The sequence below is a fragment of the Kribbella lupini genome (assembly GCF_039529595.1).
In the GTDB taxonomy this organism is placed as follows: Bacteria; Actinomycetota; Actinomycetes; order Propionibacteriales; family Kribbellaceae; genus Kribbella; species Kribbella lupini.
On the sequence record NZ_BAAANC010000004.1, the window covers coordinates 253,456 to 274,469 of the forward strand.

Genomic DNA, 21,014 nt, shown 5'->3' on the forward strand with positions numbered 1-21,014 from the left:
CCCGGCCCGTGGTCAAACCCCCTCCGACCGCAGCCTCAGCCGATCACGTGCACCCCGGCCCGTGGTCAAACCCCCTCCGACCGCAGCCTCAGCCGATCACGTGCACCCCGGCCCGTGGTCAAACCCCCTCCGACCGCAGCCTCAGCCGATCAGGTGTCCCGGGCCCGTGGTCAGGCCGCCTTCGACCGGGAGGGTGATGCCGGTGATCCAACTGGCGTCGGCCGACGCCAGGAACGCGACCGCGGCGGCGACGTCTTCCGGCTGACCCACGCGGCGGAGCGGGTAGATCGCCTTCAGCTCCTCGAGCACCTGCGGATCCTTGAACGCACGCGTCGCGACCGTCCCCGGCGCGACGATGTTGAAGCGCACACCGCTCGGGCCGTGGTCGGCGGCGAGGTTGCGGACCAGGCTGCTCAGCGCGGCCTTCGCCGCGGCGTACGGGTTGGTGCCGAGGGCAACGACTCCGCTGATCGAGCCGACCAGGACGACGGCGCCCTCGGTGGTCACGAGGTGCGGCAGCGCGGCCTCGATGCAGCGGACCGCGCCGGTGAAGGTGAAGTCGTACTGCTTCGTCCACTGCGCGTCCCCCGGCTCGACCGTCTCCCGGTTTGCGAGGTTGTGGCCGGCGACCTGAGCCAGTACGTCGAGCCGCCCGAACCGCTCAACCGCCGCCGCGACCGCCGCGTCGACCGACGGCCGGCTGGTGATGTCGCACTCGACCGCGATCCCCGGCGAGTCCAACTCCCCGACCACCTGCTCGGCGGCCTCGAGATCGACGTCCGCCACGGCAACCGACGCGCCCTCCGCCGCCAGCCGCACAGCCGTCGCCCGCCCGATCCCGTGCGCCGCCCCGGTGACGATCGCGACCTTTCCCTCGAACCGCTTCACAGCAACTCCCTCTCCCGGCGTCGGCCTCCGACGCTAGGAGCTAGACCACGCTCTAGGTCAAGCACGCACCCGGTCGGTTTGACGCTGAACGCGCGCCCGATGCTTGGCGAAGCAGGAGCGGGGCGCGAGGCGGGCGCCGAGCCGGAGCGAGCCCGAGGCGGGAGCGGGAGCGGGGCAGGCGCGGGCGCGAAGCGGGACCGGCCCCGAGGCGGGAGCGGAGCCGGAGCGGGCGCGAAGCCGGAGCGGGCGCGAAGCCGGAGCGGGCGCGAAGCCGGAGCGGAGCCGGAGCGGGCGCGAAGCGGCAGCGGGCCCGAAGCGGGAGCGGACCCGAAGCGGGAGCGGACCCGAAGCGGGCGCGGACCCGAAGCGGGCCTGGAGCCGGAGCGGGCCCGAGGCGGGAGCGGGCCCGAAGCGGGCGCGGGCCCGAAGCGGGCGCGGAGCCGGAGCGGGCGCGGAGCCGGAGCGGGCCCGAAGCGGGAGCGGACCCGAAGCGGGCGCGGACCCGAAGCGGGCGCGGAGCCGGAGCGGGCGCGAAGCCGGAGCGGGCGCGAAGCCGGAGCGGGCCCGAGGCGGGAGCGGAGCCGGAGCGGGCGCGAAGCGGCAGCGGGCGCGGGGGTGGGCGCGGGCGCGGGGGTGGGCGCGGGCGCGGGGGTGGGAGCCGGAGCGGGCGCGGAGCCGGAGCGGGCGCGGAGCCGGATCCGGAGCGGGCGAGGCGGGCGCGGGGGCAGGCGCCCGTGGGTGCGGGGCGCATAGCCGGAGCGGGCGCGGAGCAGGAGCGGCGCCGAGAGCGGGCGGAACAGGAGCAGCGGCGGGAGCGGGCGCGAGGTGGGCGCGAGCGTGATCAGGGGGAACGGGCGCGGGGCCGACGGGTTCGTCGTACGGGGAAACTCCTTGACCACGCCCATCCGTCGACCTAGCCTCGGCTGGACAGGACTGGACAGGTTCACTCAGGTGGGAGACGGCTGTGGCCGAGCAGGTGGACGTGGGGGTTGAGCCGAGGGCGCTCGCGGTCGAGAGCAACGGGCTGAACGTGATCGACGACGCCGAGCGGAAGGGGCAGCCGAGTCAGCTGTTCTGGCCGTGGTTCGGGGCCAACGTCTCGGTGCTCGGGCTGAGCTACGGCGCGTTCGCGCTCGGGTTCGGGATCTCGTTCTGGCAGGCGGTGATCGCGGGCGTGGTCGGGATCGTGTTCTCGTTCCTGCTCTGCGGACTGATCGCGCTGGCCGGCAAGCGCGGCTCGGCGCCGACGCTGGTGCTCAGCCGTGCGGCGTTCGGGGTCCGCGGCAACAAACTCCCGTCGTTGGTCTCCTGGCTGCTCACCGTCGGCTGGGAGACCGTGCTGACGATCCTCGCGACGCTCGCGACGGCTACCGTGTTCGAGCGGCTCGGGTGGGGCGGCGGCTCGGTCACCAAGGTGATCGCGTTGGTTGTCGTCGGCACCTTGATCGTTGCCTGCGGCGTGCTCGGCTTCGACCTGATCATGCGGATGCAGACGATCATCACGGTCGTCACCGGCGTGCTCACGGTCGTCTACATCATCCTGGTCGCCGACCAGGTCAACTGGACCACCGTCTCGGCGCTGCCCAGCGGCTCGGGCCAGGAACTGATCGGTGCCCTGGTCTTCCTGATGACCGGCTTCGGCCTCGGCTGGGTCAACGCGGCCGCCGACTACTCCCGTTACCTGCCCCGTACGGCGTCCAGCCGCGGCGTCGTCGGCTGGACCACGTTCGGCGCGGCCCTCGCGCCGATCGTGCTGCTGATCTTCGGCCTGCTACTGGCCGGATCGTCGACCGACCTCAGCGCCGCGATCGCGGCCGACCCGATCGGCGCGCTCGCGGAGGCGCTGCCGACGTGGTTCCTGGTGCCGTTCGTGATCGTCGCCGTGCTCGGCCTGGTCGGCGGCGCGGTGCTCGACATCTACTCCTCCGGCCTGGCCCTGCTGTCGCTCGGCGTACCGGTTCCCCGCTACGTCGCGGCGTTCATCGACGGGCTGGTGATGATCGCCGGCACGATCTACGTGGTCTTCTTCGGCGACGAGTTCCTGGGCGAGTTCCAGGGCTTCCTGATCACGCTCGGCGTCCCGGTCGCGGCCTGGTGCGGCATCATGCTGGCCGACGTCGCGACCCGGCGCGGCGACTACGACGACGCCGCCCTGTTCGACCGGCGCGGCCGGTACGGCGACGTCCGGTGGTTGCCGGTCGCCACCATGATCGTTGCCACCGGCATCGGCTGGGGGCTGGTCACGAACGCGAGCGCGAGCTGGCTGACCTGGCAGGGCTACCTGCTGAAGCCGTTCGGCCTGGGCGCCAAGGACGGCGCGTGGGCCTTCGCGAACCTCGGCGTCCTGATCGCGCTGGTCGGATCGTTCGCCGTCGCGATCATCGGCTGGTACGTCGACCGGCGGCGCGCCGTACCGGCCTTGGAGAGCTGACATGGTGCTCGCGCTGATCGACCTGCAGAAGATCTTCGCCGAGCCGGAGAGCGGGTGGGCGACGCCCAACTTCCAGCGGGTGGTGAAGCCGACGCAGGAGCTGGTCGAGCTGTTCGCGCCGCAGGTGATCTTCACCCGGTTCGTCGCACCGGCCGGGGAACCGACCGGTTCCTGGATCCCGTACTACGAGCAGTGGCCGTTCGCGCTGCAACCGCCCGACTCGTACGCGTACCAGCTCGTCGACGAGTTCCGCGGAGCACCGACGCTCGACAAGCCGACGTTCAGCAAGTGGGGGCGGGAGCTCGCGGACGCGGTCGCGCCGGACGGGCGGCTGGTGCTGGCGGGCGTGACGACCGACTGCTGCGTGCTGTCGACGGCGCTCGCGGCGGTGGACGGCGGGGCGCACGTCCAAGTCGTCGAGGACGCGTGCGCCGGAGTCGACGAGGAGAGCCACCGCAAGGCCATCGACATCATGCGGCTGTACGCGCCGATGCTCGAGATCGTCACCGTCGACCAGCTGCGATCCTCGGGCGGTCTCGGCCAGTGACCTCCGGCATCACCCTGAAGCACGAGCGGATCGCCGCGATCCTGGCCCGGGAGATCAAGTCCGGCCGGGTCGGCCACGGCCACCGGTTGCCTGGTGAGGTCGAGCTGGCCCGGCGGTTCGCCGTCAGCCGGAACACGGTGCGCTCCGCTCTCGCCGTACTGACCGCGGACGGGCTGATCACGACGCGGACCGGGAAGGGTTCGTTCGTGCTGTTCGACGGGCGGCCGCTGGACGATCCGCTCGGCTGGACGCACGCGCTGGCCGAGCAGGGGGTGGAGACGACCGTACGGATTCTTCGGCTGGAGCTGGATCAGGATCCGGAGCTGGCTGAGCAGCTGGAGCTGGATTCGCCGGAGGTGATCGTGGTCGAGCGGATCCGTTCGCTGGTCGACGGCGAGGCGATCTCGCTGGAGCGGAGCCGGCTGCCGGCGATCGAGGAGCTGCGCGATCTGCCGGCGCGGGGGTTGGACGACGGGTCGATCATCTCGACGTTGACGCGGGCCGGGTTGCATCTGACGCAGGGGGAACAGCGGTTGCGGGCTCGGCCGCTGTCAGGTGAGGAGGCGGCGCTGCTGGGACGGCCGGAGAACACTTGGTTTCTGCACAGCCGACGGACCAGCTGGACGGCTGACAACCAGTTCGCGGAGCAGGTCGACAGTTTGCTGGATCCTCGGCACTTCGAGTTGAACCTGACCTACAGCGAGACGCCCCGATGAAGCGGGCGGTCGGGCGATGACGTCGGTCGAGGCGCGGGCCGTGGGGGCCCTGTACGGGCTGGCGATCGGGGACGCGCTCGGGATGCCGACCCAATCGTTGCCCAGGACACGCATTGTCGAGCTGTACGGCGAGGTGGTGGACGAGTTGCACCCGGCGCCGGACGACCAGCCGCTCGCGGCGGGGATGCCGGCCGGTTCGATCACCGACGACACCGAGCAGGCGATCCTGCTGGGTCGATTGGTCGTCGAGGGCAACGGCCTCGTCGACGGGCACGAACTCGCCCGCCGGCTGCTCGCGTGGGAGGACGACATGCGAGCCCGAGGCTCGCTCGATTTGCTGGGGCCGTCGACCAAGCGCGCCCTCGACGCGCTGCTGGCCGGCGGCGACATCACGCAGACAGGTCGCTTCGGCACCACCAACGGCGCTGCCATGCGCATCACACCGGTGGGCATCGCGACAGCTTCCGGCGACCTGCCGACGCTGATCGACCGAGTGGTCGCCGCCAGCGCACCCACCCACAACACAGGTCTCGCGCTGGCCGCCGCCTCCGCCGTTGCCGCTGCCGTCAGCGCGGGAGTCGACGGAGCCACTGTCCGCGAAGCGACCAGCGCTGCAGTCGCCGCCGCACGGGAGGCAGCATCGCGCGGATTCTGGGTGGCGGGCGCAGATGTCTCCCGCCGCATCGAGTGGGCGACCCGCGCGCTCGCCGGGAGCGGTGGTAGCGGAACCCCAGGCCCGAGTGGGAGCGGAGGCGGGGGCTCGCGTGAGAGCGCAGACCGGGGCGGGACCGCAGACACGCGCGCAAGCGCCGGTCGGAGCGGGGATGGCGAGGCGGGGCCGGAGGCAGGGGCTGCGGCTGCGGTCTTGTACGAGCTGGTGGGGACGAGTTTGGCTGCTCAGGAGTCCGTGCCGGCGGCGTTTGCCGTCGCCAACGGGTTCGGGGAGCCGTGGATGGTGGTGCGGGTGGCTGCGTCTGTGGGTGGGGACACGGACACGATCGCGGCGATCGCGGGGGCTGTGGTCGGGGCGTGTCATGGCGTCGACGGGTTTCCGGCCGACGTACGGCGTACGGTCTCGGCGGTGAACGGGCTCGACCTGGAGTCGCTCGCGGGCGAACTGCTGAAGGTGCGCCGCGGATGAGGCTGGTGCATCTCGGGAACGTCGTGATCGACCTCGTGCTGACCGTCGACGCGCTGCCCGAGCGTGGCGGCGACGTGCTCGCGGGCTCGACGCTGCGGGCGACGGGCGGTGGGTTCAACGTGATGGCCGCAGCGAGCCGGCTGGGGCTGGCGACGTCGTACGGCGGGGTGCTCGGGACCGGACCGTTCGGCGATCAGGCGCGGGACGATCTGCGGCGCGAGGGGATCGACTTTCCACAGCCGCAGAATCCGGAGCTGGACACGGGGTTCGTCGTCGCGATCGTCGAGGCCGGTGGGGAACGCACGTTCGTCACCAGTCCGGGCGCCGAGGCGACGCTGACGGGGCTTCCGGAGACGACCGACGAGGACTACGTGTACGTCTCCGGGTACAGCCTCATGTACGAGCTCAACCGCGCCACGCTCGTGCGGCATCTCGCCGACCTTCGCGGCACGGTCTTCTTCGATCCCGGCCCACTGGTCGGTCAGATCCCCCGGGACGCCCTCGCTGCAGCCCTCGCCCGAGCCGACTGGCTCAGCTGCAACACCCAAGAAGCAGCCGCCCTCGAGGACCTCCGGCGATCCGCCCTCGAAGACCTGCCAACGCCGACCCACGTCCTCGTACGCCGAGGACCCGACGGCTGCACCCTGGACAACCAACCGGTTGAGGGCTTCCAGGTCGAAGCGGTCGATCTCAACGGCGCAGGTGACACCCACTCCGGAGCGTTCCTGGCCGCCCTCGCCGCCGGACACGACCCGCTGGAGGCGGCCCGCCGAGCCAACGCAGCCGCCGCGCTCGCCGTCACCCACCGCGGCCCGGCGACGGGCCCGACCCAGGCCGAGCTCGAAGCCTTCCTCCGGAGCCCGGCCGACGCCTGAGCGGAGCCCGACCGACGCCCGAGCGGTGCCCGACCCGCACCTGAGCGGCGTACTAAGGCCTGTGAGCGCGGTCTAAGGGTGCCGAGCGCCGCGTCTAGGGAGTAGTGCGGATGTGCGGCCCGTCCTCAGAGGCGGAGTGTCGGGGTATCGACGAACCCCGGAGGTCCCGCATGTTGAACTACAGCCCCGACTTCGTTCAGGCCCAGGTCTCGTACCGCCAGGAGCTGCTCCGCAGGGAGTACCAGCGTCCGAGCCTGCTCCGGCGCTTACGCCGTACGCCGGTGACGCCCGTGCCCCGGGCGCAGGTGGTGCGGGCCCGGCACGCGATGTGAGGGCGCGATCGCCGCCTGTCCGACCCTTCGACCCCCAGCGCGACCGAGGTTCTCCGGAACCCGGTCGCGCTGCCGCGTTCGGGCCCCACCGACGAACCCGACCGCGGGACGACCCGCTCTAGGGACCGCCGGCGCCCCGCGTACGCCGTACTAGGGACCCTCACCCCCAGGGATAGGGAGGAAGCCCGATGTGCCAGGTCCCCTCAGACGCGCAGATTAGGGCCATCGACAACGAGTCGAGACACCACCGCCCAGGAGGCACCCGATGTACACCACCGAGTCGGTCAAGGCCGAGGTCAGCTACCGCAAGGAGCGCCTCACCCGCGACTTCCACCGCGCGAACCGGAGCACCCGGGCTCGCCGGCACCTCACCCACCTGTTCACCCGGAACGCCTGAGAGGAGGAGACACCATGATGTTCACGACCCAGCAGTCCGTTCAGGCGGAGACCGCCTACCGGCAGGAGCGCTTGAAGCGCGACTTCCAGGCGACCAGCCGTAAGCAGCGCACCGCGCCGGCGCAGCAGAAGCCGACCTCGCGGAACGCGCGCCGCTTCCTGCGACCCTCCACGGCCGCGTGAGCGCCGTGCACGCCGTCCCTGACCCGCAACCGGTCAGGGACGGCGTTTCACTTTCCGGGACCGGTACGGAGTACAAAACCGGGCACCGAGCGGAGATTCTGCGCTCAGCCGACGGGCGTGGGCCGGGCTGTCGTCGATTTGTGTCGGCTCCAGGGGCGAAGATGGACGACGTGCCCTGGACCTCGACACCTCTCGTCGGCCGCTCGACCGAGATGGCCGCCCTGCTCAGCGCCGTCGACGACGCCAAAACGCGTCGCGCCGGCGCCATCCTGCTGTCCGGTGACGCCGGGGTCGGCAAGACCCGCCTGCTGGACGAGGTGGCCACCGGCGCGCACGAGCGTGGGTTCGGCGTGCTCGTCGGGCACTGCACCGACTTCGGCGACGCCGGCCTGCCGTACCTGCCGTTCAGCGAGATCTTCGGCCGGCTCGCGGGCGAGCGCCCGGACCTGGTCGAGAGCGTGCTCACCAACTTCCCGGCGATCGGCCGGCTGCTGCCGACGCACCGACTGATCGGCGCCCAGCCGGTCCCGCAGGACGGTCCGCTGGACCGGGCCGCGCTGTTCGACGCCGTACTGGGTGCGCTGACCGCGCTGTCGACCAGCGAGCCGCTGCTGGTGATCGTCGAGGACACGCACTGGGCCGACGACTCCACCCGGGACCTGATCGGCTTCCTGCTCACCCGGCTGACCTCGCAGCGGCTGGCGCTGATCGTGTCGTACCGCAGCGACGACCTGCACCGCCGGCACCCGCTGCGCCGCCCGATCGCCGAGTGGTCGCGCAATCCGCGGGTACGACGGGTCAACCTGAACCCGCTCGACGCCGCCGAGTCGCGCGCCCTGCTGAACGCCCTGGTCACCGAGCGGCTGCCGGAGGACGAAGAGCGCCGGATCCTGGACCGTGCGGGCGGCAACGCGTTCTTCACCGAGGAGCTGGTCGCTGCGGCCTCGATGGGCGACGGCAGCGCCGTACCGCCTGATCTGGCCGACCTGCTGCTCGTCCGGCTCGACCCGCTGTCCGACGACGCCCGCCAGGTCGCCCGGGTGATCGCTGTCGCCGGGCGTCGCGTGTCGCACCAGCTGCTGACCGCGGTCGCCGGACTGCCCGACCGCGAGCTGGAGACCGCGCTGCGCGAGCTGATCGACGCGCACATCATCGAGCACCCCGGCAACGCGAGCTACTACTTCCGCCACGCGCTGCTGGCCGAGGCCGTGTACGACGACCTGCTGCCGGGTGAGCGGGTCCGCCAGCACGCGGCGTACGCGAAGGCCCTGCAGGACCAGACCGTCGCCGGTACGGCGGCTGAGCTGGCCGGGCACGCGACGCGCTCGCACGACCTGATCACCGCGTTCGAGGCGCGGGTCCGGGCCGGGCAGGAGGCGCTGTCGGTCGCCGCGCCGCAGGAGGCGCTGAAGCACTACGAGATGGCGCTCGAGCTGTTCCCTGCCGACCCGGCCGCGAGCTCGGTCGACCGGACCTGGCTGATCGTCGACACCGCGATGGCGGCGACGCTTTCGTCGCAGCACCTGCGCGCGGTGAAGCTGCTGCGCAAGGCCCTGGCCGACCTGCCGGCCGACGCGCCGATCAAGCAGCGGGCCGAGCTGCTGCTGCCGCTGTCCGACATCTCGCTGGTGATCGACCACGACCAGGAGGCGAACGAGGCGGCCTCGCAGGCGTTCCGGCTGGTCGCCGACGAGCCGCCGAGTGCGTTCAAGGCCAAGGTGATCGCGCTGTACGCCCGCGTCTCGGACGCGCTCGGCCGGCCGATGGAGGCCGAGCGCTGGGCGCGCGAGGCGCTGCACATCGCGCGGGAGGTCGGCCAGGAGTCGGCGGCCGGCGACGCCGGGATCACGCTGGCCCAGCTGCGGAAGCGGGCCGGCGATCCGGTGGCCGCGGCCAAGCAGTTGGAGGAGGCCGCCGTACGGGCTCAGCTGGCGGGTGACGCTGCTGCTGAGGTGCGCAGCCGGTACTTGCTGGGCTCGAACCACTTCGACCTGGGCGAGCTGTCTGCTGCGAAGGCGGCGCTCGAGTACGCCGCGCAGCGGGCCGGTGAGCTGGGACGGCAGTGGGCGGCGTACGGGTTCGACGCTCGGCGGATGCTGGCGCTGACGCAGTTCACGATGGGCGAGTGGGACGAGGCGGCTGAGACGGCCCGGGCTGATTCGATGACTCCGTCGGCTGCGGCAGCTGGGCTGCGGAGTGTTGGGCTGATGGTGCGCGGCGGGCGCGGCGACACGTCGGTCGCCGAGGACCTGCAGGCGATGCGGAAATGGTGGTCGCTGGACGTGATGCTGCCGCTGATCGGGCTGCAGCCGGCGGTCGAGGCGTATCGGCAGCTGGATCAGGTGGCTGAGGCGGAGAAGCTGATCGCCGAGGTGTCGGCGCAGCTGGAGTACGTGTTCCAGACCGAGTGGTACATGGCGAAGATCCGGTTCGCCGCGCTCGGGCTGCAGCTGCTGTGCCACCGGGTGGTGAGTGAGCCGTCGGCGGCGGCCGAACTGGTGGCGCGTGGGGCGGAGCTGCTGGCCGAGGGGCACGCGACGGCGGAGAAGGGTCTGCCGCCGGGGCGCGTGCTCGGCGTCGAGGGGATCGCTTGGCTCGCACGGCTGGAGGCCGAGTGGGAGCGGCTGCGGTGGCTGGCCGATGTGGACCCGCCGACCGCTGACGAGCATGTGGCGACGTGGCAGCGGACGGTGGACGCCTTCGGGTACGGGTTCGTCATCGAGCAGGCGTGGTCGCGGGCGCGGCTGTCCTCGGCGCTGCGGGCCGCCGGGCGGGTCGCGGATGCGAACGAGCAGGCCCAACTGGCTGCTGAGGTCGGCCGGCGATTGGGTGCTCAGCCGCTGCTGGACGAGCTGGGCAGTGCCGCGGATCCGGTGGGATCTGCGGCGTTGACCGCCCGCGAGACCGAGGTGCTGGCGCTGCTCGCCGAGGGCCGCACCAACCGGCAGCTGGCTCGGGAGCTGTACATCAGCGAGAAGACAGTCAGCGTGCACGTCTCCAACATCCTGGCCAAGCTCGGCGTCCGCTCCCGAACCGAAGCAGCCGCCGTCGCCCGTCGCGACGGGCTCCTCGACTAGAGGCCTAGTGCCGGCTGCGGTAGGTGTGCGCCGCTCGCGGCACGAAGCTCGCCCGTAGCTGGTGACGGCTGCGGTGCCGCGCCAGCTCGTCGCCCCGGCGCGCCGCGACCTCAGGCCGGTGCTCGGCCTTGGTCTGCTGCTGCTCGGACTCGGCGCCGGCGTGCGGCTCCATCGAGTCGATCAGCTCGTCCAGAACGTGCTGCGCGCTCCGGAAACGCAACGTCACCAGTACGACGACACCGACCGCTGCGGCTCCTACCAATACCCAGAGTTGCCAAGTCATTCCCCACCACCCTGCAATCGCCCCGTTCCCCCTGGTAATCACCATAGACCGGTCTTCATCAGAAGGCGATAGGTTCATCGCAATCCGTTACGAAGCGAGATTTTGGAACCTTCAAATGTTGTCCAGCGCAATTACTTTGCGGTGATGAGGCAATGATCTCGGACCGCGACGGGTGGTGACTCTGCGTTACTTCGTCGTGCTGAGGACCCTGACCAGGTTCTGGCCCAGCACCTTGCGGACCGTCGGCTCGGGCAGCCCGCGGTCGAGCATCGCCTCGGTGACCAGGGGCATCCCGGCCGGTCCTTCCAGACCCGGAACGTAGCGGTGCGCGTCCAGTCCCTCGATGATCAGCGGGAGATCGCAGGCCGGGATCTTCTCCTCGAACACCTCCGCGACGAAGTCGGTGCCCAGACCGACGTGGTCCTCGCCGGCGACCGCGATCAGGTGTTCGAGGTGGTCGACCAGGTGCCCGACGGTCGGCTTCTCGTCCTCGGTCAGGAAGCCGGCGAAGAAGTTCGCGCAGACCACCCCGCCGGTGGCCGCGATCCCGCGCAGCTGGTCGTCGGTGAGGTTGCGGTGGTGCGGGCGGACGGCGTACGCGCCGGAGTGCGTCGCGATCACCGGCTTGGTCGCCAGCTCGAGGATGTGCTCGACGCCGCCGCGGCCGACGTGCGAGAGGTCGATCAGGACGCCGAGCTGCTCCAGCAGTCCCACCGACTCGACACCGGCCTTGGTGAGCCGGCTGCCGGCCGCGTCCTCGCCGGACCCGTCGGCGAGCGCGCTACGGCCGAAGTGAGTGAAGGAGATCACCCGCACGCCGAGCCGGTGCAGCGTGTGGAACAGCTCGACGTCGGTGTCGATCTGCGGGCACCCCTCGAGCGCGAGCACCAGCGCGATCCTGCCCTGCGCGGTGGCCGCGTCGATCTCGGCGCCGTTGCGGCAGAGCGCGACCAGGTCGGCGTTCTCCTCGGCGACCTGATGGGCCGCCTCGATCATCCGCAGCGTCTCCCGCAACGCCCCCTCGGGCCGGAACTCGTCGTCGATGAACACCGGCAGCACCTGCACGTCGATCCCACCGTCCCGCAACTGCGGAATCCAGTGCTCGCGGAAGTAGCTCCCCCAGCTCGCCTTCGGACGCCGCGCGACCAGCATCAACAGATCGTTGTGCGCATCGGCGACGACCGCGGTCCGGTGCAGCTCGTTCATCAGCTCTCCTCGACGTGGGCCCGAAGACAGCCGACCACTCGGACCGGTTGAGATCAAGCCGGATCCGAAGCCGGAGCGGCGTCGGCAGGAGTGGGGTCGTTGCCGGGGACGGTCAAGGGCAGCAGCCGGCTGCGGGGACCGCGCGGGGACACGGAGACCGCGGGACGCGGGGACGACCGCCGGGCGGGGACGGCGTGGGCTGCGGGGGCTGCGGGGAACGCCGGCCCTGCGGGGCCCCGCGGGAGCGCGCGACCGCGGGACCGCGGCGGAACGCCGGCACTGCGGAGCCCCGCGGGGGCGCGGGGGCGCGAGGGCGCGGGGGCGCGGGGGCGCGGGGACCGTAGGGGCGGGGGCGCGCGGGACGGCGGGGACCGATGGTCGCGCAGTGCGATCGGGTTGTGGGATCGGCGGATCTCCACCACTCACCAACCCGCCTCCGGCGGAGAGTGTCACGCGGGCGGGGGCTGCTGGGAGACCGCTGCCGGGTGGTTGATGAGTGGTGCACGTCCGCTCCCGCCGATCCGGCGGCGCAGTTCACCTCAGGCTGTCGACCCCAGGGATCGGCCGAGGCGAGGGAATGGCCGAGGCGATCGGCGAGCTTTTCGCCGGCGCCACCGACGTGCAGCACTGATCAAGCCGGCGTCGGGCGGTGGTGTCAGGCGGGCGGGGGCTGCTGAAGGGAGGTTGGCGCGTGGTTGATCAGTGCTGGGCGTCGGCGGTCGCGCCGGCGGGCGTGCGGAAGACCGGTCAGCGGTAGCGGGATCGGCGTGCGCGGGGCGAGCAGCAGTCGGTGGCGGAAGGTGGATCAGGGGTCGCGGAGGAGCGGCCGGCCTTTGGGGTCGTCGGGACTAGGGTGATGGTGGTGAGGATCTTCGGGGCGGACGACGTTCGCCGGGTGGTGCCGATGGCGGCGGCCGTGGACGCTGTGCGGGAGGCGTTCGGGGAGTTGCGGGCGGGGAACTTCGTGCTGCCGGCGCGGGAGGTGTTCGGGGACGGCGCGGTACTGGTCATGTCGGCGTACCACTCGCCGACGCGGACCGCGGTGGTGAAAACCATCGGGATCGCGCTCGACCAGGTGCCGGCGATTCGGGCGACGGTGGTCTGGACGGGCGCCGGGGAGCAGCTCGTTGCCGACGGCACGTCGATCACGACGCTGCGGACGGGCGCGGTCGTCGGGGTTGCGACCGACCTGCTGGCGGCTGCCGACGCGACCCGGCTGACGGTGATCGGGACCGGCGCGCAGTCGGCGGATCAGGTGCGCGCGGTACTCGCCGTACGGCGCATTGCCGAGGTCACGTTGGTCGGCCGGGACGCCGGGAAGGCCGCGGCACTGGCCAGAGCGTTGAGCGAGGAGTTCCCGGAGGTGAAGTTCGGGTCCGGCACGGACATCGACGCAGGCGTCGGGGACGCCGAGGTGATCTGCTGCGCGACGTCGTCCAGTACGCCGCTCTTCCGCGCGGACGCGTTGCCCGAGCGGGTCCACGTCAACGCGATCGGCGCCTTCCGCCCGACCATGAGCGAACTCCCCCGCGACCTGCTCGCCAGCGCCTCGCTGGTCGTCGTCGACCAGGAGGAAGCCGCCCTGGAGGAGTCCGGCGAGGTCATCGACGCCGTCGAGTCCGGCGCACTCCCCCGCACCTCCCTGCTCGCCCTAGGCGATGCACTCGCCGATCCCCCCACGCCGTCCGGCCGCACGGTCTTCAAGTCCGTCGGCCTCGGCCCCCAGGACTGGGCCATCGCCAAACTGCTCGCCGAGAGCTAGTCGTACACCCGGAACCAGTGCAGATATCCCGCGTCCACCTCCGGCAGATGCGGTACGCCGTGCACCCGAGTCAGCGGCCGCCGATCCACCATCGCCCCCGCGATGTCGTCGAGCATCTCCCCGACGCTGTCCCACAGCCGCCGACCACCGCCGCCACTGTCCGGATGCCACTCGTACACAGCCCCGTACGACGGCCCGTCGCTCAGGTCGACGTACGTGATCCCTTCGTCAGCCGCATCCGCAATCGGCAGGTAGTCGTCCAGCCATCCGGGAATGTCCGCGCGGGACAGACGCGGGTCGGTCCAGATCTTCTGCCACATTCGCCGGATCGCCAGCATCTCCATCACCGGCACCAGGTTGTAGTGGAACGGAATCACCGAGCCCCGGATCGCCCGATGCTGGGTCCCGTTCGCCAGCTGCAGCAACTCGACCAGCTCAGCCGGCAGCGGGCGGTTCATCGCCGCCTCGAGGTAGCGGAGGTCGACGGCGGTCGCCGGCGGGTTGATCAGCCGGCGCGTCGCCGGGACGAGCCAGCCGACGATGCGGGCCCACGAGGTCGCGACAGGATCGGTCATCGCTTGACCCTAGGTCCAGGCGAGGACCTTCTTGCGGTACGCGTACAGCAAACCGACGGTGACGAAGGCCAGGAAGACGAACATCTCGATCAGGGACGACACCCCGACCGTCGCGAAGACCGTGGCCCACGGGAACAGGTACACCGCGTCGACGGCGAAGATCACGTACAGGTACGCGAACAAGTAGTACCGGATGTGGATCTGCGCCCAGCCCTCGCCGACCGGGTCGACGCCTGACTCGTACGTCGTGAGCTTCTCCGGCGTCGAGTACGTGATGGTGAGCGCGCGGTTCAGCGCGAAGGCGCCGACCAGGCCGCCGAGGCCGAGCAGGACGATCGTTACGACGACACCGTAGGCCTCCGACACGGAGCCAACTCTAATTGGTGCAGAGCAGCATGGAGTCCATCGCGACCTGCGGGCCGTACCCGGACTTCAGGTCGGTGACCTGGACGCGCAGCCGGTTGACGCCGGGGATCTGGCGGTTCAGCCAGGTCTCGGTCTCCTGGGTCTGGTCGACCGAGCCGACCACGGCCGCACCGTTCAGCAGCGACACCCGCACGGTGCCGTCGGTGATGTTGCCGAGCCAGTTCTTCACCCAGGAGCAGCCGGCCGAGTTCACGTCACCCCAGACCACGCCGCCCTTGTCGGCGAGCAGCTCGGCCTCCGCGCGGCGCGGCGACTCCGCCGCCGCGACCACGTTGAACGCGGGGTGCCCCTTGCCGCCCGACGCGAGCAGCGGCTTGGCGAAGATCCCGCGCCACTTGAAGTGCGAGTACCCGTACGGCGCCGAGGCGGCCGCGGCGTACGGCGCCTGCGGGCCGATCGCCAGCCGGTAGGTCCGGATCGAACCGGGCTGCTTCGACGACACCGTCACGTTCGAGCCCGAGGGCGTCGCGTGCCCGATCTCCTGCCAGCCCTTCACCGCGTCCCAGCGCTGCAGCGCGACCCGCGACCCGGCGGCAGGCGCGGGCGTCAAGGTGCCGGCGACAGTCAGTACGCCGGCGGTGTAGTCGGTCGTCCGGACGCTGGTGATCTTGACGGTCCGAACGGGCGCGGCCTGCGCGGTCTCGGCGGCCCGTGCCGTGTCGGTCGCGACCATCGCGCTCTGCGCCGGCGCGACCACTCCGGAACACCCGGCCAGCAGCAGAGCCGTCGTCAGCGTCGTACCACCGAACAAGAAGGCACGAACGCCCATCGTCAAGCTCCCTCGAGACCGGGATCGCCCCGGGTGGATCGTTGCAGTCGACAGACACACTGCCTGCTGCGGCAACAGATGGCAAGCGAGCGACTGCACTACGTCACTTCGAAGGCCGCGCTACCACCCGTCCCAGGCTGTGGACCGGCGGGGCCGACCACTGGTTCGCGGCAAAAGCCGAACTAACATTGGGTTATCGCCCTGACCGGGGGGATCGGCGGTCCGCTCGAGGGCGTCCGCCGACCCAAGCTCGACTTGGAGATGACAGAACAGATGGCCATCGAGGTCAAGCAGCTGGACCGCGTGGTGATCCGCTTCGCCGGTGACTCCGGTGACGGGATGCAGCTCACGGGGGATCGGTTCACCGCGGAAACGGCATCGTTCGGCAACGACCTGTCGACCCTGCCCAACTTCCCCGCCGAGATCCGGGCACCTGCCGGAACTCTGCCGGGGGTCAGCTCCTTCCAGCTGCACTTCGCCGACCACGACATCCTCACCCCGGGTGACGCGCCGGACGTGCTGATCGCGATGAACCCGGCGGCCCTGAAGGCCAACCTGCCCGACGTGCCGCGCGGCGCCACGCTGATCGTCGACACCGCCGACTTCACCGCCCGCAACCTGAAGCGGATCGGGTACGACGCGAACCCGCTGGAGACCGGCGAGCTCGAGGCCTACCACGTGGTCGCGCTGAACCTGACCGGCATGACGGTCGAGTCGGTGAAGGAGTTCGGGCTGTCCCGCAAGGACGCCTCCCGGGCCAAGAACATGTACGCGCTCGGCCTGGTCTCCTGGCTGTTCCAGCGCCCGGTCGAGTCGACGATCGACTTCCTGCAGACCAAGTTCGCCGGCAAGCCGGACATCCGCGACGCCAACATCGCGGCCTTCCGCGCGGGCTTCAACTTCGGCGAGACCGCCGAGGAGTTCTCGGTCCGGTACGAGGTGAAGCCGGCCCAGATGGCGACCGGCACGTACCGCAACATCTCCGGCAACCTCGCGCTGGCGTACGGCCTGGTGGCGGGCGCCCAACGGGCCGGGCTGCCGCTGGTGCTGGGGGCCTACCCGATCACCCCGGCGTCCGACGTACTGCACGAGCTGTCCAAGCTGAAGCGGTTCGACGTGACGACGATCCAGGCCGAGGACGAGATCGCCGGTGTCGGCGCGGCGCTCGGTGCGTCGTTCGCGGGCGCGCTCGGCGTGACCACGTCGTCCGGTCCGGGGATCAGCCTGAAGTCCGAGACGATCGGCCTGGGCGTGATGCTCGAGCTGCCGCTGGTGGTCTGCGACATCCAGCGCGCGGGCCCGTCCACCGGTATGCCGACCAAGACCGAGCAGGCCGACCTGCTGCAGGTGATGTTCGGCCGCAACGGCGAGGCGCCGCTGCCGGTGCTCGCCGCCCAGTCCCCCGCGGACTGCTTCGCGATCGCGGTCGAGGCGGCCCGGATCGCGGTCACCTACCGGACGCCGGTGATGGTGCTCTCCGACGGGTACCTGGCCAACGGCTCCGAGCCCTGGCGGATCCCGGCGGTCGAGGACCTGGTGAAGATCGACCCGAACTTCACCACCGAGCCGAACGCGACGACCGAGGACGGCAAGCCGGCGTACCTCCCCTACCTGCGCGACCCGGAGACGCTCGCCCGTGCCTGGGCAGTGCCCGGTACGGCGGGGCTCGACCACCGGATCGGTGGGCTGGAGAAGGAGGACAAGACCGGCAACATCTCCTACGACCCGGCCAACCACGACCTGATGATCCGGACCCGGCAGGCCAAGGTGGACGGGGTCAGCGTCCCGCTGCTCGAGGTCGACGACCCGGACGGCGAGGCGAAGGTGCTCGTGCTCGGCTGGGGTTCGACGTACGGGCCGATCGGCGCCGCCGTACGGCGGGTGCGCCGGGTCGGCGGGAAGATCGCGCAGGCACACCTGCGGCACCTCAACCCGTTCCCGGCGAACCTGGGCGACGTGCTGAAGTCGTACGACAAGGTGCTCGTCCCGGAGATGAACCTGGGCCAGCTGGCGATGCTGCTGCGCGCCAAGTACCTGGTCGACGTCGTCTCGTACGCACAGGTCCGGGGCATGCCGCTGGGCGCCGCGGAGCTGGCCGAGGTGATCGGCAACCTGGTCGAGGAGACCGCCGGGATCGACGACGACGCGCGGCATCTGGGGCTCGACGCGGCGAATCTGAAGCACGGCGAACAACTGGAGCAGTCGGAGGGAGCACGATGAGCACCGTCGACCTGGGACTGCCCGGTCTGCCGGGCGGGCTGCGCGGCGTACCGGCGGCGACCGAGCCGCAGAACCGCAAGGAGTACGTGTCGGACCAGGAGGTCCGCTGGTGCCCGGGGTGCGGCGACTACGCCGTACTGGCTGCTTTTCAGGGGTTCCTGCCCGAGCTCGGCATCAAGCGCGAGAACGTCGCGATGGTGTCCGGGATCGGCTGCTCGTCGCGCTTCCCGTACTACCTGTCGACGTACGGGATGCACTCGATCCACGGCCGCGCGCCGGCGATCGCGACCGGGCTCGCGGTGGCCCGGCCGGACCTGAGCGTGTGGGTGGTGACCGGTGACGGCGACGCGCTGTCGATCGGCGGCAACCACCTGATCCACACCCTGCGACGCAACGTGAACCTGAAGATCCTGCTGTTCAACAACCGGATCTACGGGCTGACCAAGGGGCAGTACTCGCCGACGTCGGAGCCCGGCAAGGTGACCAAGTCGACGCCGATGGGCTCGGTCGACAACCCGTTCAACCCGGTCTCGCTGGCGCTCGGCGCGGAGGCGACGTTCGTGGCGCGGACGGTCGACTCCGACCGCAAGCACCTGACCTCGGTGCTGAAGGCGGCCGCGGAGCACCGCGGTACGGCGTTCGTGGAGATCTACCAGAACTGCCCGATCTTCAACGACAACGCCTTCGACGCGTTCAAGAACCCCGAGACGCGCGACGACGCGATCATCCCGCTCAAGCACGGCGAACCGATCCGCTTCGGCACCGACGGCCACCTCGGCGTCGTCCGCGACGGCTTCGCGTCCCTCGCGGTCCGCGAGGTCGCCGACCTCCCCGGCGGCGAGGCCGACCTGGTCGTCCACGACGCCCACACCGACGACCCGGCGTACGCGTTCGCCCTGTCCCGCCTCACCGACGCCGGCGTCCTGCACCAGGCACCGATCGGTGTCTTCCGTCAGGTCGACCGCCCGGCGTACGACGACCTGGTCCGCCAGCAGGTCGAGACCGCCAAGGAAACCGCCGGCACCGGCGACCTCCAGTCCCTGATCACCGGCTCGGACACCTGGACCGTCGCCTAGCTCCGCCGCCGTCCGCCGCCGTCACTTGGTACGGCGGCGGAACGCGGCGACGCGCGTCCGGTTCTGGCAGGTGACCGAGCAGAACCGGCGGTGCGCGCGCGCCGACACGTCGATGTAGACGTCGGCGCACCCGTCCGCGGCGCAGGTTCCGACGCGGGCCGGATCGTGCTCGGCGAGCTGCCGGCGAAGAGTCAGCGCCGCCGCGGCTGTCAGCGCGTCGCGCGGGTCCTTCACACTCCAGGTCGCCGCCACGGAGTCGCCGTCGGCCGAGACCGTCGGCAGGACCTTCGTACGGCGTAGCAGGCCCGTGATCAGCTCCGCGCGCTCCGCCGTACCGGCGGTGGCGAAGACCGGGAAGAGCAGGTCGGCGATCCGCTCCAGCGCGGTCGCGTCGGCCGTTGCCCAGTCCGGCAGCGGCGCCGCGGACGCCGGTGGCGCCTCCGCGCGCGCACCTTCGGCGCGCGGGATCGATCCCCAGCCGTTGACCAGCACGACGACCGTCTCCGGCGACAGCGGTTCGACGTCCATCCCTGCAGTGTAACGCCATGAATCTCGTCATCCCGTTGCATGACCCTGTCGCGTTGTCGTAACGTCATAAATCAGTTGCTGGCGTTACAGGCGATCGAAGGTGGTGGTGACGATGCGCGCGACACCTCGGGACTGGACCGGACTGGTGGTGCTGGCACTGCCCTGCACGGTGGTGTCGATGGACGCCTCCGTGCTGAACCTCGCGATGCCGCAGATCACCGCGGTCCTGCGACCGACCGGAGCGCAGCAGCTGTGGATCGTCGACAGCTACGTGTTCGTGGTCGCCGGGTTGCTGATCACCATGGGCATGGTCGGCGACCGGATCGGACGGCGGCGCCTGCTGCTGATCGGCGCGGCGGTTTTCGCGGCAGCCTCCGTGCTGGCCGCGTTCGTGGACCGTCCCGGCTTGCTGATCGCCGCCCGGGTGCTGCTCGGCGTCGCCGGCGCGACGTTGATGCCGTCCACGCTGGCACTGATCCGCACGATGTTCGACGACGCCCGGCAACGGCGGACGGCGCTCGGGGTGTGGACCGCCAGCTTCGCGCTGGGCGGCCTGGCCGGACCGGTGGTGGGCGGTCTGCTGCTGACGCGGTACTGGTGGGGCTCGGCGTTCCTCGTCGCCGTACCGGTGATGGTTCTGCTGCTCGCGGCCGGTCCGTTCCTGCTCCCGGAGTACCGCGGCGCCGACCGACCGCCCCTCGACCTGCTGAGCGCGGCGATGTCCCTGGCCGCCGTACTGGCCGTCGTCTACGGACTCAAGCGGGCTGCCGAGAGCGGCCCACGCCCGTCGTACGGCGTGGTGGTGCTGCTGGGGATCGCCCTCGCGGTCTGGTTCGTCCGTCGGCAGCGCCGGTTGGCCCGGCCGATGATCGAGCTCGGGTTGTTCCGATCGATCGGTTTCAGCGGGCCGCTGGTCGTGCTCGGCCTGATCTTCTGCGTGCTGTACGGCACGCAGTTCGTCACCGCTCAGCTCCTGCAGCTCGTCCTCGGGTTGTCCGCACTCGAAGCCGGCCTGATCTCGCTGCCCGGAACCATCGCCTACTTGATCGGGTCGCTGTCGGCACCGCTGCTCGCGGCCCGCGTCAGTACGGCGTACGGACTGGCGGGGAGTCTGCTGATCAGCGCAGCCGGCTTCGGCCTGCTCACCCAGGTCCAGCCCGGCCGGCTCTGGATCGTCGCCACCGGCTTCGTCGTCTTCTCGATCGGCCTGGCCGGTGTCTATCTGCTGGCCACCGACCTGACCGTCTCGGCCGCACCTCCTGAACGCGCCGGCACGACCTCAGCCCTCCTGGAGACCAGCGCAGAACTGGGCGGCGCCCTCGGCATCGCCAGCCTGGGCAGCATCGTCCTCGCTGTCTACCGGCAGTCGTCCCCCGACGGCGGCGTCCCCTCGACGACCGCGGCCCGAACTGCCTACCTCCACGGCTACCAATTGGCCGAAGCCGTAGGCGCCGCCACCCTCCTGCTCGCCGCCGCGCTCACCGCGATCCTCCTCCGCCCACAGCGAACCGCAGTCCCCGAGCGCTCAACTCCTCTTCCAGAATCCTGATCGCCTTCGGCCCGACCCCATGAACGGCCAGCAA

Annotated in this window: 20 protein-coding genes; 13 read left to right on the plus strand and 7 right to left on the minus strand. The window is 71.1% G+C overall.

Annotation, left to right across the window (positions count from 1 at the left end):
• Nucleotides 1–141: 141 nt before the first annotated feature.
• The gene (locus ABD235_RS34310) at nt 142–888 is read right to left on the minus strand and encodes an SDR family NAD(P)-dependent oxidoreductase (protein WP_344181830.1); all 747 of its coding nucleotides are present in this window, start codon (nt 886–888) and stop codon (nt 142–144) included.
• A gap of 964 nt (nt 889–1,852) precedes the next feature.
• On the opposite strand from ABD235_RS34310, the gene ABD235_RS34315 reads away from it, so the two are divergent.
• From ABD235_RS34315 to ABD235_RS34355, 9 genes are all read left to right on the plus strand, one after another.
• Entirely contained in the window at nt 1,853–3,319 is a 1,467-nt protein-coding gene (locus ABD235_RS34315; protein ID WP_344181832.1) for a purine-cytosine permease family protein, read from the plus strand.
• Nucleotide 3,320: 1 nt separating this feature from the next.
• A complete protein-coding gene (locus ABD235_RS34320; RefSeq protein ID WP_344181834.1) occupies nt 3,321–3,866 on the plus strand; it encodes a cysteine hydrolase family protein in 546 nt (181 codons plus the stop codon).
• Entirely contained in the window at nt 3,863–4,582 is a 720-nt protein-coding gene (locus ABD235_RS34325) for a GntR family transcriptional regulator (protein WP_344181837.1), read from the plus strand. Before ABD235_RS34320 ends, ABD235_RS34325 begins: the two co-directional genes overlap by 4 nt.
• Before the next feature lie 16 nt (nt 4,583–4,598).
• Nucleotides 4,599–5,723: an ADP-ribosylglycohydrolase family protein gene (locus tag ABD235_RS34330; RefSeq protein ID WP_344181839.1), complete on the plus strand. Its 1,125-nt coding sequence runs from the start codon at nt 4,599–4,601 to the stop codon at nt 5,721–5,723.
• Entirely contained in the window at nt 5,720–6,598 is an 879-nt protein-coding gene (locus ABD235_RS34335; protein WP_344181841.1) for a PfkB family carbohydrate kinase, read from the plus strand. The genes ABD235_RS34330 and ABD235_RS34335 overlap by 4 nt, the downstream gene beginning before the upstream one ends.
• A 170-nt stretch (nt 6,599–6,768) precedes the next feature.
• Complete coding sequence (locus ABD235_RS34340) at nt 6,769–6,930, plus strand: hypothetical protein (protein ID WP_344181843.1); 162 nt, start codon at nt 6,769–6,771, stop codon at nt 6,928–6,930.
• Between the two features lie 265 nt (nt 6,931–7,195).
• Nucleotides 7,196–7,327, plus strand: coding sequence for a hypothetical protein (locus ABD235_RS34345; protein ID WP_344181845.1), 132 nt, complete (start codon nt 7,196–7,198; stop codon nt 7,325–7,327).
• 14 nt (nt 7,328–7,341) lie between these two features.
• A complete protein-coding gene (locus ABD235_RS34350; RefSeq protein ID WP_344181847.1) occupies nt 7,342–7,509 on the plus strand; it encodes a hypothetical protein in 168 nt (55 codons plus the stop codon).
• 161 nt (nt 7,510–7,670) lie between these two features.
• Nucleotides 7,671–10,586 carry a helix-turn-helix transcriptional regulator gene (locus tag ABD235_RS34355; RefSeq protein ID WP_344181849.1) on the plus strand — a complete coding sequence of 972 codons (2,916 nt, stop codon included), beginning with the start codon at nt 7,671–7,673 and terminating at the stop codon, nt 10,584–10,586.
• A 4-nt stretch (nt 10,587–10,590) separates the two neighbouring features.
• Here the strand turns inward: ABD235_RS34355 and ABD235_RS34360 are convergent, their stop codons facing one another.
• Entirely contained in the window at nt 10,591–10,869 is a 279-nt protein-coding gene (locus tag ABD235_RS34360; RefSeq protein WP_344181851.1) for a hypothetical protein, read from the minus strand.
• Between the two features lie 186 nt (nt 10,870–11,055).
• A complete protein-coding gene (locus ABD235_RS34365) occupies nt 11,056–12,075 on the minus strand; it encodes a dipeptidase (protein WP_344181853.1) in 1,020 nt (339 codons plus the stop codon).
• An 856-nt stretch (nt 12,076–12,931) separates the two neighbouring features.
• Here ABD235_RS34365 and ABD235_RS34370 point away from each other — a divergent pair.
• Nucleotides 12,932–13,837, plus strand: a complete 906-nt coding sequence (locus tag ABD235_RS34370; protein WP_344181855.1) for an ornithine cyclodeaminase family protein — start codon at nt 12,932–12,934, stop codon at nt 13,835–13,837.
• On the opposite strand, the gene ABD235_RS34375 is transcribed toward ABD235_RS34370, so the two are convergent.
• Genes ABD235_RS34375 through ABD235_RS34385 form a run of 3 tightly spaced genes read right to left on the minus strand, consistent with a single transcriptional unit; the run spans nt 13,834 to nt 15,607 of the window.
• On the minus strand, nt 13,834–14,412 hold the full coding sequence (locus ABD235_RS34375) for an SMI1/KNR4 family protein (protein ID WP_344181857.1): 579 nt from the start codon (nt 14,410–14,412) through the stop codon (nt 13,834–13,836). The two genes, ABD235_RS34370 and ABD235_RS34375, sit on opposite strands and share 4 nt — an antisense overlap.
• Nucleotides 14,413–14,421: 9 nt before the next feature.
• Complete coding sequence (locus ABD235_RS34380) at nt 14,422–14,778, minus strand: NADH-quinone oxidoreductase subunit A (protein WP_344181859.1); 357 nt, start codon at nt 14,776–14,778, stop codon at nt 14,422–14,424.
• A gap of 10 nt (nt 14,779–14,788) precedes the next feature.
• Nucleotides 14,789–15,607 carry a hypothetical protein gene (locus ABD235_RS34385; protein WP_344181861.1) on the minus strand — a complete coding sequence of 273 codons (819 nt, stop codon included), beginning with the start codon at nt 15,605–15,607 and terminating at the stop codon, nt 14,789–14,791.
• A gap of 273 nt (nt 15,608–15,880) precedes the next feature.
• On the opposite strand from ABD235_RS34385, the gene ABD235_RS34390 reads away from it, so the two are divergent.
• Together ABD235_RS34390 and ABD235_RS34395 are read left to right on the plus strand one after the other, a co-directional pair.
• Nucleotides 15,881–17,827, plus strand: coding sequence for a 2-oxoacid:acceptor oxidoreductase subunit alpha (locus tag ABD235_RS34390; protein WP_344182699.1), 1,947 nt, complete (start codon nt 15,881–15,883; stop codon nt 17,825–17,827).
• On the plus strand, nt 17,824–18,903 hold the full coding sequence (locus ABD235_RS34395; RefSeq protein ID WP_344181862.1) for a 2-oxoacid:ferredoxin oxidoreductase subunit beta: 1,080 nt from the start codon (nt 17,824–17,826) through the stop codon (nt 18,901–18,903). The genes ABD235_RS34390 and ABD235_RS34395 overlap by 4 nt, the downstream gene beginning before the upstream one ends.
• Before the next feature lie 21 nt (nt 18,904–18,924).
• On the opposite strand, the gene ABD235_RS34400 is transcribed toward ABD235_RS34395, so the two are convergent.
• Nucleotides 18,925–19,431 (minus strand): CGNR zinc finger domain-containing protein, encoded by a 507-nt coding sequence (locus ABD235_RS34400; protein WP_344181864.1) that lies wholly within the window; start codon nt 19,429–19,431, stop codon nt 18,925–18,927.
• 112 nt (nt 19,432–19,543) lie between these two features.
• Between ABD235_RS34400 and ABD235_RS34405 the strand changes: the two genes are divergently transcribed.
• Nucleotides 19,544–20,980, plus strand: coding sequence for an MFS transporter (locus ABD235_RS34405; RefSeq protein ID WP_344181867.1), 1,437 nt, complete (start codon nt 19,544–19,546; stop codon nt 20,978–20,980).
• Nucleotides 20,981–21,014: the final 34 nt, after the last annotated feature.